The sequence below is a fragment of the Parasphingomonas caseinilytica genome, from assembly GCF_036663755.1.
In the GTDB taxonomy this organism is placed as follows: domain Bacteria; phylum Pseudomonadota; class Alphaproteobacteria; order Sphingomonadales; family Sphingomonadaceae; genus Sphingomonas.
Genome location: NZ_JAXOJL010000005.1, coordinates 278508 through 294137, shown reverse-complemented (window position 1 = coordinate 294137; position 15630 = coordinate 278508). Strand labels below are relative to the sequence as shown.

The 15630-nt window shown below is 65.1% G+C and carries 11 protein-coding genes; 9 read left to right on the top strand and 2 right to left on the bottom strand.

Features of this window, described 5'->3' with window-relative positions:
* Positions 1–153: 153 nt before the first annotated feature.
* From U1738_RS13055 to U1738_RS13035, 5 genes are read left to right on the top strand one after another with little or no spacing between them, the layout of a single operon-like run.
* Positions 154–411 (top strand): hypothetical protein, encoded by a 258-nt coding sequence (locus U1738_RS13055; RefSeq protein ID WP_332789474.1) that lies wholly within the window; start codon positions 154–156, stop codon positions 409–411.
* The gene (locus U1738_RS13050) at positions 404–1159 is read left to right on the top strand and encodes a prepilin peptidase (protein ID WP_332789473.1); all 756 of its coding nucleotides are present in this window, start codon (positions 404–406) and stop codon (positions 1157–1159) included. Before U1738_RS13055 ends, U1738_RS13050 begins: the two co-directional genes overlap by 8 nt.
* A complete protein-coding gene (locus U1738_RS13045) occupies positions 1156–1581 on the top strand; it encodes a hypothetical protein (protein WP_332789472.1) in 426 nt (141 codons plus the stop codon). Before U1738_RS13050 ends, U1738_RS13045 begins: the two co-directional genes overlap by 4 nt.
* An 11-nt stretch (positions 1582–1592) precedes the next feature.
* On the top strand, positions 1593–3008 hold the full coding sequence (locus U1738_RS13040; RefSeq protein WP_332789471.1) for a coniferyl aldehyde dehydrogenase: 1416 nt from the start codon (positions 1593–1595) through the stop codon (positions 3006–3008).
* Complete coding sequence (locus U1738_RS13035; protein ID WP_332789470.1) at positions 3008–3451, top strand: hypothetical protein; 444 nt, start codon at positions 3008–3010, stop codon at positions 3449–3451. Before U1738_RS13040 ends, U1738_RS13035 begins: the two co-directional genes overlap by 1 nt.
* 33 nt (positions 3452–3484) lie before the next feature.
* Here U1738_RS13035 and hmgA read toward each other — a convergent pair whose 3' ends face one another.
* Both hmgA and hppD read right to left on the bottom strand, forming a co-directional pair.
* The gene (gene hmgA / locus U1738_RS13030) at positions 3485–4777 is read right to left on the bottom strand and encodes a homogentisate 1,2-dioxygenase (RefSeq protein WP_332789469.1); all 1293 of its coding nucleotides are present in this window, start codon (positions 4775–4777) and stop codon (positions 3485–3487) included.
* 141 nt (positions 4778–4918) lie between these two features.
* Positions 4919–5983 (bottom strand): 4-hydroxyphenylpyruvate dioxygenase, encoded by a 1065-nt coding sequence (gene hppD / locus U1738_RS13025; protein ID WP_332789468.1) that lies wholly within the window; start codon positions 5981–5983, stop codon positions 4919–4921.
* Between the two features lie 187 nt (positions 5984–6170).
* Between hppD and U1738_RS13020 the strand changes: the two genes are divergently transcribed.
* From U1738_RS13020 to U1738_RS13005, 4 genes are all read left to right on the top strand, one after another.
* A complete protein-coding gene (locus tag U1738_RS13020; protein WP_332789467.1) occupies positions 6171–6623 on the top strand; it encodes a MarR family winged helix-turn-helix transcriptional regulator in 453 nt (150 codons plus the stop codon).
* Positions 6624–6836: 213 nt separating this feature from the next.
* Entirely contained in the window at positions 6837–8981 is a 2145-nt protein-coding gene (locus U1738_RS13015; protein WP_332789466.1) for a malate synthase G, read from the top strand.
* Positions 8982–9207: 226 nt separating this feature from the next.
* Positions 9208–11319: an autotransporter assembly complex protein TamA gene (locus U1738_RS13010; protein WP_443027016.1), complete on the top strand. Its 2112-nt coding sequence runs from the start codon at positions 9208–9210 to the stop codon at positions 11317–11319.
* The gene (locus U1738_RS13005; RefSeq protein ID WP_332789465.1) at positions 11319–15584 is read left to right on the top strand and encodes a translocation/assembly module TamB domain-containing protein; all 4266 of its coding nucleotides are present in this window, start codon (positions 11319–11321) and stop codon (positions 15582–15584) included. The genes U1738_RS13010 and U1738_RS13005 overlap by 1 nt, the downstream gene beginning before the upstream one ends.
* Positions 15585–15630 lie beyond the last annotated feature (46 nt).

The following is a 15630-nucleotide window of genomic DNA, read 5'->3' as shown; positions in this document are numbered from 1 at the left end:
GCCAGCCAATGGGCCGACCCAACCCCAACCCAGCATCGGGCCGGTCATGCCTCCGGCATGACCTGAACAGCGCGGGGCGCTGTTCACCCGATGCTCTTCCAAGGAGGGGAGTAATGTCGTGACCGTAGGGCGGGGTTGCCGTATCGCCTCGGCATGGAAATCCTCATCAACGCGCTGAAATGGTTCGCCTCCGCATCGGGGGTGATCGCGGCGCTGATGGTGTCGCTGGATTCGGGGCGGCGGGTGACGGGGTGGGGCTTCGTGCTGTTCGTCGGATCGAGCATCGCGTGGATGGCCGGGGCGGCGCTGACCGATGACTGGGCTTTGGGTGCTCAGAATATCGCGCTGTTCGGGATCAATATTCTCGGTGTGTACCGCTATCTGATCCGCAAGAAGGCGCCCGATGGCTGAGCTACTGTTCTGGCCGGTGGGGCTGGGGGTGCTCGGGGCGATCCTGGGCAGCTTCATCGCGACGTTGGTGATCCGTTGGCCGCAGGGGCGATCGGTGATGGCCGGGCGGTCGCATTGCGATGCGTGCGATGTGACGCTGGGTGCGCGCGATCTGGTGCCGTTGTTGAGCGCAACGCTGGCGCGGGGGCGGTGCCGCGCGTGCGGCACGGCGATCGATGCGCGGCACTGGCAGATCGAACTGGCGGCGTTGGGGATCGGCGCAGTCGCGGGGATCGTCGTGCCGGGGCCGATCGGACTGGCGGGCGCGGTGTTCGGATGGCTGTTGCTGGCGCTGGCGGCCTTGGATGTGACGGAGTTCTGGCTGCCGGATCGCCTGACGGGCACGCTGGCGTTGGCCGGGCTGGCGACGGGGGTGCTTGGCGTGGCGCCGGATTTGCGCGACCGGGTGATCGGGGGCGTTGCCGGGTTCGGCGCGCTTTGGGCGATCGGCGCAGGATACAAGCTGCTGAGGAAGCGCGAAGGGCTGGGCGGGGGTGATCCGAAGTTGCTCGGGGCGATCGGATTGTGGCTCGGCTGGGCGATGCTGCCGGCGGTGTTGCTGCTGGCGGCGATGACCGGGCTGGCGCTGGTTGGGGTCGGCATGGTGCTGGGGCGTCGGGCGACGCTGGCCGATCATGTACCGTTCGGCGCGCTGCTGGCGATCGCGGCTTACCCGGCATGGCTGTTCCTGCTAGGATTTCCGCGATGATGCTGACCGCGCTCCTGCTCGCCCTCATGGCCGATACGCCGGTTTCCGGCCTGCCAATCGATGTTCTGCCGAAACAGGCGCTGCCGGCGAAGGGGTGCGCTGCCTATCTGTTCATCAAGGGCGAGACGCCGGTGTTCGTGGCGATGGCGAGTGCCGATCCTGCGCAATTGCGGGTGTCGATCGGCGGCGCGCTGACCGATGTCGCGCGCACCGGTCAGACCGGTGGCGGCGGCTATGGCTTTGCCGGGGTGACCGAATATGCCGGTGGCGGCGTGACGGCGGTGCTCGACATGAAGATCGAGGCGCGCGCCGATCTGAAGGATGGCGCGGCGGTGCGCGATGCGACGCTGAGGATCGACAAAACCGGGCAGGATAGTGTCGTGGTGGCGGTGGCGGGAATCATCGGCTGCGCCAAATCATAAGGGAGAGCGACGTGACCGATTTGCAGGCGATACTGGCGGCCCAGCGCGTGGCGTTCATGGACGAGCTTCCGGTGTCGATCGCGACGCGCAAGGACCGATTGAAGCGCGCGGCGGCGATGATGTCGGAGAATGCCGAGGCGTTCTGCGACGCGCTGTCCGAAGATTTCGGGCATCGCAGCCGGGAGCAATCGATGCTGACCGATATCGCCGCGTCGATCGCGCCGATCCGGCATGCGATCAAATCGGTCGATGGCTGGGCGAAGCGGAGCAAGCGGCCGGTGCAGTTTCCGCTCGGGTTGCTGGGCGCGAAGGCCTGGGTCGAATATCAGCCGAAGGGCGTGATCGGCGTGATCGCGCCGTGGAATTTCCCGGTCAATCTGGTGATGGCCCCGCTGGCCGGCATCTTCGCGGCGGGCAACCGGGCGATGGTGAAGACGAGCGAGTTCACGCCGCGCGTGGCCGCGCTGTTCGAGCAGGTGGTGGGCAAGTATTTTGCGGCGGAGGAGCTGGCGTTCGTTTCGGGCGGAGCGGAGGTGGGCAAGGCGTTCGCGTCGTTGCCGTTCGATCATCTGATCTTCACTGGCGCGACATCGGTCGGCAAGCATATCCTGCATGCGGCGGCGGACAATCTGGTGCCGGTGACGCTGGAGTTGGGCGGCAAGTCTCCGGTGATCGTCGGCAAGGGCACGGATTTGAAGCAGGCGACCGAGCGGGTGGCGCTGGGCAAGATGCTGAATGCCGGGCAGATCTGTCTTGCGCCGGATTATCTGCTGGTCGAGGCGGGCGACGAGGCGGCGGTGGTCGACGGGCTGCGGAGCGCGGCGTCGGCGATGTATCCGACGTTGCTGTCCAACCCGGATTACACTTCGGTGGTGAACGACCGGCATTTCCAGCGGTTGACCGATCTTATCGACGATGCGCGGGCCAAGGGTGCGACCGTAGAGGTGGTCAATCCGGGGAATGAGGATTTCGGCGCGTCGAATGCGCGCAAGATGCCGCTGCATATCGTGACCAACGTGACCGACGATATGGCGGTGATGCAGGAGGAGATTTTCGGGCCTCTGCTGCCGGTGCGGCGCTATGCGGGGATCGAGGATGCGATCGCGCAGGTCAACCGGCGCGACCGGCCGCTGGGGCTGTATTATTTCGGCGGCGACGCGGGCGAGCGGCGGCGCGTGCTGGACCGGACGATCGCGGGCGGCGTGACGCTGGACGATGTGATCTTTCACATCAGCATGGAGGAACTGCCGTTCGGCGGCGTCGGGCCGTCCGGCATGGGCGCATATCATGGGCGCGACGGGTTCATGACGTTCAGCCATGCCAAGGCGGTGTACAAGCAGGCGAAGTTCGACGTGGCGAAGCTGGCCGGGCTGAAGCCACCTTACGGCAAGGCGACGATGGCGAGTGTTAAGCGGCAGATGGGGTGATGGCACCCGCGCGCTTTGCTATGATCGTGCTGGTCGCTTGCCTGCCAAGTTGTGCGACGGTGGAAAGGAGTAGCCAACTTTCCTTCATGAGCAGAGTATCGGGATCGATGCGCGTGGTTGGCGACATATCCGAAGATTTCCCCTGCACTAAGGTGAAATCGGTTCTGGCCCAAGGGTTGGAGTACGGCGTCAATACCTGCAAAGCCGTTCCGTTGGAATTTACTCCGCGTGGATCGCGAATACCCCGACCAGTATTCGACCTGTGGGTGGCAACAGGTAACGAAAGCATGGAGAATGAGGTGGTCGACTTTTACGAAACGGTAACGCTAGGCGAGGTCGGCGACATCTCGTGTGGGCGCTTCGAACTGCAAACCTACACCGTAGATGGGAAGAAGATTGCCGTGCTGGAGAGACAAATCGTCGAAAGACCCTGTCCCAATTGATATGCTTTTTCTGATTATTTGCGGGCGTCATTTTCAAGAAGAACGCGGCAACTCAGCCTTCGGAAAACCGGTCCACGCCTGATCGTAATCCTCGTCCAGCGCGCTCGTTTCCAGCGCGAAGCCGGTGGGGTGGAAGACCCAGCGGCTTTCGATCATGAAGGCCATGGTGCCGTCGATTTTGTGCGGTTTCAGGTCGGCGTTGCTCGCGGCGGTCCAAGTGGCGACGTCCGGGCCGTGGCCGCTCATCTGGTTGTGGAGGGATAGGGCACCTGGTCGGAAGCCTTCGGCCTTGGCGTCGTACTGGCCGGTGATGAGGCCCATGCACTCGCTCATCGTGTTGCGGTGGAACCAGGGCGGGCGGAACGTGTCTTCGGCGACCATCCAGCGCGGCGGGAAGATGACGAAATCGACGTTCGCGGTGCCGGGCACGTCGCTGGGCGACGTCAGCACGGTGAAGATGCTGGGATCGGGATGATCGAAGCTGATGCTGCCGATCGTGTTGAAGCGGGCGAGATCGTATTTCCACGGCGCGTAATTGCCGTGCCACGCGACGACATCGAGCGGGGAGCGGCCGAGCTGGGTGGTCCACAGGCTGCCGAGGAATTTCTGGACGAGTTCGTATTCGCCTTCGACGTCTTCGAACCACGCGACGGGGGTTTCGAAATCGCGCGGGTTGGCGAGGCCGTTCGCACCGATCGGGCCGAGATCGGGCAGGCGGAACGGGGCGCCGTGATTCTCGGCGACATAGCCGCGCGCTTCGCCATCGGGCAGGGTGACGCGGAAGCGGACGCCGCGCGGGATGAGCGCGATCTCGCCCGGCTTCACGTCGATGCGGCCGAATTCGGTGAGGAGCGTGAGCGCACCTTGTTCGGGGAGGATCAGGAGTTCGCCGTCGCCGCTGACGAAGGCGCGGTTCCGCATATCCTTGCTCGCTCGGTAGATGTGCATCGCGACGCCGGTTTGCGTGGCGGGGCCTTCGCCGGCGACGACCATGGTGGTGAGGCTGTCGAGCCAGTCCTGCCCCTCGGCGATGTCGAGCGGACCCCAGCGCAGGCGGTTGGGCGCGAGCGGTTGCTTGGCGACGCCCGGGGCGAATTGCGTCGCGCCTTCGTAGCGGGTGAAGGCCGGGTGCGCGGCGCTCGGGCGCAGGCGATAGAGCCACGAGCGGCGGTTTTCGTGGCGCGGCGCGGTGAAGGCGGTGCCCGAGAGTTGTTCGGTGTATAGGCCGAAGGGGGGCTTTTGTGGGGAGTTTCGTCCGATCGGGAGCGCGCCGGGGACGGCTTCGGTGGCGAAGTGGTTGCCGAAGCCGGTTTGGTATTTGGTCATTTCCGGGCTCTCCGTATCTTAGCCCCTCCCCTTCAGGGGAGGGGTTGGGGTGGGGCGGTCCCGTCTCGAAGAGACCAGCTTTAGTTTCTGCGGCACGACCCCACCCCAACCCCTCCCCTGAAGGGGAGGGGCTTAAGAGGGTTACGCCTCTACCGCTCCCGGCACTACGCCGCGGCGGATCTGGTCGAGTTCGATAGACTCGAACAGCGCCTTGAAATTGCCCTCGCCGAAGCCGTCGTTTCCTTTGCGCTGGATGATTTCGAAGAAGATCGGGCCGACCATGTTTTCGGTGAAGATCTGCAGCAGCAGGCCGCCGCCCGTTTCCGGGGCGCCGTCGATCAAGATGTCGCGCTTGCGCATTTCCTCGACGTCGTGATCGTGGCCGGGCAGGCGCTTGTCGATCAGGTCGAAATAGGTCTGCGGCGTGGTCTGGAACTTGATGCCGTTGGCGCGCAACGTGTCGACCGTCTGGAAGATATCGTCGGTCGCCAGCGCCAGATGCTGGATGCCTTCGCCTTTGTAATCCTTGATGAATTCCTCGATCTGCGAATGCTCGTCCTGGCTTTCGTTGAGCGGGATGCGGATTTTGTCGTCGGGCGCAGTCATCGCCTTGCTGAACAGCCCCGTCGACTGGCCCTCGATGTCGAAATAGCGGATCTGGCGGAAGTTGAAGATGCTCTCGTAATAATTCGCCCAATAATCCATCCGGCCGCGCTGGAGATTGTGGGTGAGGTGATCGAGCGTGTGCAGGCCGACGCTGTGATCGTCGGGCGACGTACCGGAGATGGGCGCGAAATCGGTTTCGTAGATTTTCGACTTCTCGTCGACGAGATAGAGGTTCGCGCCGCCGATGCCCTCGATCGCCGGGATGTCGAGTTCGCCGGGGCCGTGTTCGCCCTTCACCGCCGCCGCGCCGCGATCGAGCGCCATCTGCAGCGCCTGCTGGCCGTCGGCGACGCGGAAGGCCATCGCGTTCGCGCTCGGGCCATGCGCGTTGCGGAAGCCGGCGACCTGGCCCGCTTCGTCCATGTTGAGCAGGAAATTGATGTCGCCCTGCGCATAGCGGCGGACGTTCTTGGACTTGTGGTTGCCGACATGGGTGAAGCCCATCTTGACGAACAGACCGGCCAGAGCCTCGGGATCGGGCGAGGTGAATTCGACGAATTCGAAGCCGTTCAGGCCCATCGGGTTTTCGGTTGCGGTCATCGTCACTCTCCGGGAAGGTGGTTTCAGATGATACTATATCTGGGTTTGGGGTGGGCGTCTAGCCAACCAACAACCGTCATGCTGAACTTGTTTCAGCATCCATGCGCGTTCATCAGCGTCAGGTGTGCGGCCAGTGACCGCGCATGGACCCTGAAACGAGTTCAGGGTGACGGTTTGGGGATGGGCAATGCCGACGCTGAAACTCGACGATTTCCTGCCGTATCGCTTGTCGATCGCGTCGAACCGCGTGTCGTCGGCGATTGCGACGACGTATCAGTCCTTGTTCGGGCTGAAGATTGCGGAATGGCGGTTGATCGCGGTGATCGCGGAGGGCGAGGGGCTGACGCAGCAGGCGCTGGGCGTGCGGACGCAGATGGACAAGGTGACGGTGAGCCGCGCGGCGATCGCTCTGGTCGAGCGGGGGCTGGTGGCGCGGCGGCCCAACCCGGATGACCAACGGTCGCACCTGTTGTCGCTGACCGAGGCGGGGCAGGCGCTGTACGAGAATGTCGCGCCGAAGGCCTTGGAACTGGAGGCGCGGATCTTTGGCGGGTTCGGCGCTAAGGAAGTGGCGGCGTTTCGTGCGGTGCTCGATCGGCTGGAGGCTTCTGCGGCGGCGCTGGATCCCGAGGGAAGCTGAGCCCTTGGCCGTCATGCCGGGCTTGGTCCGGCATCCAACGTGCCGCACGATCAGGAGCCGATTGATTTGCAGCACGATGGATCCCGGATCAAGTCCGGGATGACGGCGAGATAGGGGCGTGGGCAACTCCGGCGTTGCGGGAATCGCAGTCGGACCCTAAGCGGCTGATGGCCCTCCCCAGGCATGTTGCGATACCTTTATCAGGAGGACTGAATGCCCGAAATGATCGACCGCGCCGGATTGTCCGTGGCCGAGCCGCTGGTGCGGTTCGTGGAGAGCAAGGTGTTGCTCGGGCTTGGCATCAATGCCGTTTCCTGGTGGCAGGGCATGGCCGACATCTTCGAGAAGTTCGCGCCGGAAAACCGCGCGTTGCTGGCCGTGCGCGAGACGTTGCAGGCGGAGATAGACGCGCGGTATCAGGCGGGCGGCGCGGTGGACGAGGCGTTCCTGCGCGGGATCGGGTATCTGGTGCCGGAGCCGGCCCCGTTCACGATCGGCACCGAGCATGTCGATGCCGAAGTGGCGACGATGGCCGGGCCGCAGCTGGTGGTGCCGATCCTCAACGCACGCTTCGTGCTGAATGCAGCCAATGCGCGCTGGGGCAGTCTTTATGATGCGTTCTACGGCACCGATGCGTTGCCGGGGAAGGCCAAACCGGGCGGCTACGATACCGAACGTGGCGGCCAGGTGGTCGCGGCGGCGAAGGCGTTTCTCGACAAGGCCGTGCCGCTGGCGTTCGGGCCGTGGGATAGTGTGGCGGGCTTCGCGATCGTGGACGGCGTGCTGATGGCGCAGGGGCTGCTTGGTGCGGCCAAGCCGGCGCTGGCCGATGCGAGCGCGTTCGTCGGGTATCGCGGCGAACTGGCCACGCCGTCGTCGTTGCTGTTCCGGCATCACGGATTGCATGTCGAGGTGGTGATCGACCGTGAATCCTCGGTCGGGCGGGACGATCCGGCGGGGATCGCCGACGTGCTGCTCGAATCGGCGCTGACCACGATCGTCGATCTCGAGGATTCGGTCGCGGCGGTGGATGCCGAGGACAAGGCGGCGGCCTATGCCAATTGGCTCGGGCTGATGCGCGGCGATCTGCAGGAAAGTTTCGAGAAGGGCGGGCGGACGATCGTGCGCAAGCTGGAGGCGGATCGCGACTATGCGACCACGGACGGCGGCACGCTGACGCTGACCGGGCGCAGCCTGTTGTTCGTGCGCAATGTCGGGCATCTGATGACGACGCCGGCGGTGCTGCTGGCCGATGGCAGCGAGGCGCCGGAGGGCATTCTGGATGCGATCCTGACCAGCACGATCGCGCTGTACGATCTGCGGGGCATGGGCACGTTTCGCAACAGCCGCGCGGGATCGGTCTATATCGTCAAGCCCAAGATGCACGGGCCGGAGGAATGCGCCTTCACCAACGCTTTGTTCGATGCGGTGGAGGATCTGCTGGCGATCGAACGCCACACGATCAAAGTCGGCGTGATGGACGAGGAACGGCGGACCTCGGCCAATCTCGCGGCGTGCATCGCGGCGGTGAAGGACCGGATCGTGTTCATCAACACCGGCTTCCTCGATCGCACCGGCGACGAAATGCACACTGCGATGCGCGCGGGACCGATGATCCCCAAGGCCGAGATGAAGGCGAGCGACTGGATCAAGGCGTATGAGGATCGCAACGTGCGCATCGGCCTGGCCGCCGGCCTGTCGGGCAAGGCGCAGATCGGCAAGGGCATGTGGGCCGCGCCGGACCGGATGGCGGACATGATGGACCAGAAGATCGCGCATCCGAAGTCGGGCGCGAACACCGCCTGGGTGCCGTCCCCCACCGCCGCGACGTTGCACGCGATGCATTACCACGACGTGGATGTGTTCGAAGGGCAGAAGACGATTGCCAAGGAAAAGGTGCCGGGCCTTGGCCGGTTGCTGAACGTGCCGGTCGCGGGCGGACGCAACTGGACGCCGCAGGAGGTGCAGGCCGAGCTGGACAACAATGCGCAGGGGATTCTGGGCTATGTGGTGCGCTGGATCGACCAGGGCGTCGGCTGTTCGAAGGTGCCGGATATTCACGACATCGGGCTGATGGAAGATCGCGCGACGCTCAGGATTTCCTCGCAGCACATGGCCAATTGGCTGCTGCACGGGGTCGCGACCGAGGCCGATGTGGATGCGGCGTTCGGGCGGATGGCCAAGAAGGTCGATGCGCAGAATGCAGGCGACGCGGCATATTCGCCGATGTCCGGGCACGAGGATAGCAGTCTGGCGTATCAGGCGGCGCGCGCGTTGGTGTTCGAGGGCGTAGGGCAGCCGAGCGGGTATACGGAGCCGTTGTTGCATGCGTTCCGGTTGCGGGTGAAGGCGGCTTAGGAAGTCGATCTGTTTACTCCCCTCCCTGGAAGGGAGGGGGCGGGGGTGGGTCGCTACCGAGGGAGCGCTGCCCCCGCCCCATACCGACCCACCCCCAGCCCCTCCCTTCCAGGGAGGGGAGCAGGTAGGTGGGAAAGGCGAGGAACAATCACGATCCTCGTGCGTTAGGCGAGGGAGGGGGGGATAGACGGTGGTCCAGCCGCTCTCCCAAGGGGAAAAGCGCGTTTTGACTGGTCTTTGGTTTACGTCGAGTTGGGTGGTGTTGGCTTTGGCGGGGCTTGCCCCCGCGCAACAGGTGCCGCCGCCCGCCCCGGAGCCGGTTCAGGGCCAGCCTCTCGATCCCAATGCGGACAAGCCGATCGTCACCGATCCGGAATTCGATTCCGCGCTGCCTGCACTGTCCAATGACATCAACGCGCCGCTGGAGGCGATGCCTGCAATTCCCGCAGGCAGGCCGCCGATCGCCGGTCAGGCGGTGCCGGCCGAAACCGCGCTGACACCGGTTGCGGCCGAAACGCCGGAATTGACCGCGCCCCTGCCGGCGCTCGGATCGTACGACACCACGCCGCCGATCGAGGTGGCCGATGTCGGCGACGAGAAGACCGTCGTCATCCGGTACGATACCGAAGTGCGCGGGCTGGATGCGCTCGATCTCACCGGCCAGTTCAATTCCTTGTCCGCGCTGAAGGATGGCGGCGGGAAGGCGGCGAATGCGGCGATGATTTCCGCGCGCGCCAAGGAGGACGAGGCGCTCGCGGTGCGGCTGATGAAGTCGAAGGGCTTCTATGACGGCACGGCGATCTCCACGATCGAACAGCCGCCGGCGAAGAGCGGCAAGCCGGTAAAGGCGATCGTCAGCGCGACGCCGGGCAAAGTCTACAGCCTGTCGTCGGTGACGATCGATGCGGGGGCGGTGGTGCCGCCGGACCTGCTGCGCCAGGAATTGCCGTTGAAGGTCGGCGACCTGATCGAGGCGGATCGCATTCAGGGGGCTGAGGCCAATCTGGCGCTGAAGCTGCCGCAACAGGGCTATCCGTTCATCAAGGTCGGGCAGCGCGATATCCTGCTCGACGATGCGAAGTGGACCGGGGATTACACGCTGCCGGTCGATACCGGGCCGCGATCTTCGTTCGGCACCTATTCGACCGAGGGCAAGCTGGCGTTCGATGCCAAACATGTCGGCGTGCTCGCCCGGTTCAAGGACGGCGAATTGTACGACAATCGCAAGGTCGACGATCTGCGCCAGGCGCTGGTCGCGACGGGCCTGTTCTCGACCGTATCGGTCGAGCCGCAGCGCACCGGGCAGGTCGGGCCGGACGGGACCGAGAAGGTCGATCTGCTGGTGCGGCAGGAGGCCGGGCCGCCGCGCTCGCTCGCCGCGACCGCCGGTTATTCGACCGGCGAGGGGATCAAGCTGGAAGCGTCGTTCACGCACCGCAACATATTCCCGCCCGAGGGCGCGCTGATCGGATCGGTGATCGCGGGTACGCAGGAACAGGGCCTGTCCGGCACGTTCCGGCGGATGAATGCAGGCAAGCGCGACCGCACCGTGACGCTGACCGCGTCGGCCAACCATTCGAATTACGACGCCTTCAACGCATTTACCGGCACCTTGTCCGGGCGGATCAGTTACGATTCGACGCCGATCTGGCAGAAGAAATTCACCTATGCGTACGGCTTCGAACTGACCGGCACGAACGAGAGCGTGTATAACTTCTCGGTCGGGGATCGCACGCGCAAGACCTACGGCATCGTCGCGCTGCCGGGGCAGTTGCTGTTCGATACGTCGGACAGTCTGCTGAACCCGACCAAGGGCTATCGCCTGAAGCTGAGCCTCAGCCCGGAGACGTCGGTGAGCGGCGGGGTGCGGCCTTATGCGCGCGTGCTGATCGAGGGCAGCATCTATCAGCCGGTGACGCCGAGCCTCGTCGTGGCCGGGCGGGTGCGCGCGGGGACGATCCCGGGCATCGCGCGTGACGATCTGGCACCGTCGCGGCGTTATTATGGCGGCGGTGGCGGTTCGGTGCGCGGCTATGGCTATCAGCGGCTCGGGCCGTTCGATCCGCAGGGCAATCCGGTCGGCGGGCGTTCGCTCAACGAATTCTCGATTGAGGCGCGCTATCGCTTCGGCAATTTCGGGATCGTGCCGTTCTTCGACGCGGGCAATGCGTATGAGACGGTGTACCCGAAGGGCGGCGACCTGCGCTACGGCGCGGGCATCGGCGGGCGGTTCTACACCAATTTCGGGCCGATGCGGGTGGACGTTGCGACGCCGCTCAACCCCCGGCCGGGCGACGGCAAGGTCGCGCTCTACATCTCGATCGGGCAAGCATTCTGATGGCCGACGAGCAGGTTTCCGAAACCGTCGCGGCGGGCAAGCGCCCGGTGTGGCTGAGCATCCTCAAATGGATCGGCATCGCGATCCTGGGCGTGCTGGTGCTGGCGGTGGTGCTGGTGCTGGGCGTCAACACGTCGCCTGGGCGGCGGATCATCGCCAATTATATCGGCGGGTATGAGACGGCATCGGGGCTGAACATCAAGGTCGGGCGGATCGACGGTTCGATCTATGGCAAGATGGTGCTGACCGACGTGCGGGTGAGCGACCCGAAGGGCGTGTTCCTGACCTCGCCACGGCTCGATGTCGACTGGCGGCCGTTCGCCTTCCTGAAGAACCATGTCGATGTGCGATCGGCCGGTGCGAAGCTGATCACGCTGGCACGCTCGCCCGAACTGAAGGTGGTGCCGAGCGACCCGAATGCGCCGTATCTGCCCGATCTCGACATCGATATCGGCACGCTGACGGTCGATCGCTTCGTGATGATGAAGGCGGTGACCGGGCAGGCGCATATCGTGCGCTTCGACAGCGGTGTGCACATTGCCGACGCGCGCGCGCAATTGACCGCGAACGCGATGGCGCTGGTCGGGCCGGGCATCGCCGGCGGCGACCGGCTGACGCTGAAGCTGGATGCAGTGCCGGACCAGGACAAGCTCGATTTGGATGCGAAACTAACCGCACCGGCGGCGGGTGTCGTCGCGACGATGGGCGGGTTGAAACAGGCGCTCGACGCGACGGTTTCGGGCAAGGGATCGTGGAAAGCTTGGGCTGGCAAGGCGGTTGCGACGTTGGGCGGCAAATCGTTCGCCAATCTCGATCTCGCGGCGAATGACGGCACGTTCAAGGTGCGCGGCAATGCGCATCCGGCGCTGTATGCCGACACGCCGGCCGAGGGCGTGGCGCAGGTGCGCGCGGGGCGGAACCAGACACCGGACGCGACCAATCCGCTGGCGGCGATCACCGCGCCGCAGGTCGATCTGTCGATCGATGCCAAGCTCGACCAGCGCAAGGTGGATACCAAGTTCCAGTTAAAGTCGGACGCGCTGGCCGTGGCGGGGCAGGGGCTGATCGATCTGGCGACGAGCCGGTTCGGGCAGTTGAAGGTCGATGCGAAATTGCTGACGCCGGGCGCGATCCTGCCCAATCTCAACGGTCGCGATGTGGCGGCGAGTTTGGTGCTGGACGGCGCGTTCGCGACGCCGACGGTGAATTACGTCGTGCAGGCGAAGAGCATCGGTTTCGGCGAGACTCGGGTGGACGATGTCTATGCCTCGGGCCTGGCCAAGGTGGATGCGAACCATATCCTGGTGCCGATCAAGGCGCGGGCGCGGCGCATCGCCGGGCTGGCGGCGGCGGCGGGCGATCTGCTCGACAATGTGGCGATCGAGGGCGATTTCGCGATTTCGGGCGTCAACATCCTGTCCGACAATCTGCGCATCAAATCGAAGCGGATCGATGCGACCGCGATCATAGCCGCGAACATGCAGACCGGGCGCTATACCGGCGGACTGAACGGGCGGGTGAACAATTTCCGCGTCGAAAGCATCGGCATCCTGAACATCCAGACCGATGCGAAGCTGGTGACGGCACCGCAGGGCGGGTTCGGGATCACCGGGCGCGTGGTGGCGCGGACGTCGCAAATCTTCAATTCGGGCGTGGCGAGCTTCCTCGGCGGTAACGCGATCGTGCGCACCGATATCGGCTATGATCCGAACGGCATCATCACGTTCCGCAATTTGCGGCTGAATGCGCCGCAATTCCGGGTGACGAACGGCTCCGGTCGCTACGATCCGACCGGCGCGTTGCTGGTGAATGCCGATGCGTATTCGACGCAATACGGGCCGCTGACGGCGCGGGTGACGGGCAGTGCGACGCAACCAGTGGTGCTGTTGCGGGCGCCGCGCCCGGGCGTGGGCGTCGGGCTGGTCAATCTCGAAGCGCGGGTGCGTGGCAATGGCAATTCCTATGCCGTCGTCGCGACCGGGGGCACGACCTATGGGCCGTTCTCCGCCGATGTGATCTTGCGGCCGAGCCCGGTGCTGGCGGTGGACATCCGTGCGGCGAAATTCGCGGGCGTTAATTTCAGCGGCAAGGTGCAGCAACTGCCCGCCGGGCCCTTCGCCGGACGAATCCAGTTCGCCGGATCGGGGATCACCGGTGCGGCCAATCTCGGCGCGCAGGGCAAGTATCAGCGCGCCGACATCGCCGCGCGGGCTTATGCTGCGAAGATTCCGGGTAGCGTGGATTTCACGATCGGCCGCGCGATCATCGCCGCCAATGTCGTGCTGTACGACAAGCCGGCGGTGAAGGCCGACGTGCAGGTCGCGGACCTGCGCTATGGCCCGACGGTGATCTCATCAGCACGCGCCAAGGTGGATTATACCGGTGGTTCCGGCACGGCGCAGGCGGTGGCGACGGGTTCCAACGGCGTGCCGTTCAACATCGCGGTCAATTCCCGGCTCAGCCCGAAATTGTGGCTGGTCGCGGCACAGGGCCGGGCGAACGGGATCGGCTTCAAGACCGGTACGCCGGCGCGGATCCAGATCGAGGGCGCGGCCTATCGCCTGTTGCCGACACGGATCGATTTCGATCAGGGATCGGCGCGGATCGCGGGCAGCTACGGCAAGGGTACGACGTTGCAGGCGCGGCTCGACAAGCTCGATCTTTCGGTGGCCAATGCCTTGGTCCCGAACCTCGGGCTGGGCGGCACGGCGACCGGCAGCCTGGAGTTCGCGCAAGCCAGTGCGGCGGCGTTCCCGACGGCCGATGCTCGGATGACGATCAGCAATTTCACGCGGTCCAGTCTGGCGGCGGTGTCGGAGCCGGTGAATATCGAATTCGCCGGGCGGCTGGCCTCGGGCGGGGCGGATGCGCGTGCGTTGGTCAAGCGTGGGCCGACCACCGTCGGGCGGATGGTGGCGACGGTGCAGCCGGGCAGTGGCGGTTCGTGGACGAGCCGGTTGATGAGCGGGCCGCTGTCTGGCGGTATTCGTTATAACGGGCCGGCGGGCGTGCTGTTCAGTCTGGCCGGGCAGGCGCGACAACAGCTTACCGGCGGTATCGCCGTAGCGGCCGATTTCGGCGGACGGGCGGATGCGCCGACGTTGAACGGCGTGATCCGCGCCGACAAGCTGACTTACGAGAACGAAGTGTACGGCACGCGGCTGTCGAACATGAAGCTGGCCGGGCGGTTCGACAATACGCGCCTCCAAATCACGCAATTGCAGGCGACGGCGGGTGACGGCACGGTGCAGGCGCAGGGTTCGGTCGGCTTCTCCTCGGCCGAGGGCTTCCCGATCGATATCCAGGCCAAGTTGAACAATGCCCGGCTCGCGCGCAGTGATGCGCTGGGTGCGACGGCGACGGGCACGATCGCGATCAGCAACAATGCGCGCGATGGCGGGCTGATCAAGGGCGACCTGATCATTCCGGAAGCACGTTACGAGATCGTGACTCAGGGGCAGGCCGAGGTGGCGGAACTGACCGGCGTGCGGCGCAAGAGCGATCTCGTGACTCGGCCGACCGACCGGCCGGCGGCAGCTCCCACAGGGCTGTTCAAGCTTGATCTGCGCGTGCGGGCGGACAACCAGTTGTTCGTCAGCGGCATGGGGCTGGAATCCGAATGGAAGATGGACATGCGGATCGGCGGCACGTCCGCCGCGCCGCAGGTGGTCGGGCGCCTGCAGGTGGTGCGTGGCACCTATTCCTTCTCCGGCAAGCGCTTCGAGATCACGTCCGGCGACATCCGCTTCGACGGTGGTCCGCTGACCGACCCGCAGATCGCGTTGACCGCGAGCACGACGACCAATGGCGTGACCGTGAACATCAATGTGAGCGGCAGCGGGCAGAAGCCGAACATCGCCTTCACCTCGACACCGTCGCTGCCGCAGGACGAGGTGCTGAGCCGGTTGCTGTTCGGATCGTCGGTGACGAACCTTTCGGCGACGGAGGCGATCCAGTTGGCCGCGGCGCTGAATTCGCTGCGCGGTTCGGGCGGAGGCGGGCTCAATCCGCTGGGCAAGCTGCGCTCGGCGACCGGGTTCGACCGGTTGCGCATCCTCGGCGCGGACGAGGCGACCGGGCGGGGCACGTCGCTGGCGGCGGGCAAGTATCTGACCAACAACATCTATGTCGAAATCATCACCGACTCGCGTGGGTTCACGGCAACGCAGTTGCAGATCGCGCTGACCAAGAGCCTGAGCGTGTTGTCGCAGGCCGGGTCGTTCGGTGGATCGAGCGCCAGCGTGCGCTATTCGAAGGATTTTTAAAAGTTCGCCCGTCATCCCGGACTTGATCCGGGATCCAATAAGCCGC

Bases quoted from the DNA above. Each gene is read 5' to 3' on its own strand.
- U1738_RS13055 (WP_332789474.1), top strand. From the start codon at position 154: ATGGAAATCCTCATCAACGCGCTGAAATGGTTCGCCTCCGCATCGGGG.
- U1738_RS13050 (WP_332789473.1), top strand. From the start codon at position 404: ATGGCTGAGCTACTGTTCTGGCCGGTGGGGCTGGGGGTGCTCGGGGCG.
- U1738_RS13045 (WP_332789472.1), top strand. From the start codon at position 1,156: ATGATGCTGACCGCGCTCCTGCTCGCCCTCATGGCCGATACGCCGGTT.
- U1738_RS13035 (WP_332789470.1), top strand. From the start codon at position 3,008: ATGGCACCCGCGCGCTTTGCTATGATCGTGCTGGTCGCTTGCCTGCCA.
- hmgA (WP_332789469.1), bottom strand. From the start codon at position 4,777: ATGACCAAATACCAAACCGGCTTCGGCAACCACTTCGCCACCGAAGCC.
- hppD (WP_332789468.1), bottom strand. From the start codon at position 5,983: ATGACCGCAACCGAAAACCCGATGGGCCTGAACGGCTTCGAATTCGTC.
- U1738_RS13020 (WP_332789467.1), top strand. From the start codon at position 6,171: ATGCCGACGCTGAAACTCGACGATTTCCTGCCGTATCGCTTGTCGATC.
- U1738_RS13015 (WP_332789466.1), top strand. From the start codon at position 6,837: ATGCCCGAAATGATCGACCGCGCCGGATTGTCCGTGGCCGAGCCGCTG.
- U1738_RS13005 (WP_332789465.1), top strand. From the start codon at position 11,319: ATGGCCGACGAGCAGGTTTCCGAAACCGTCGCGGCGGGCAAGCGCCCG.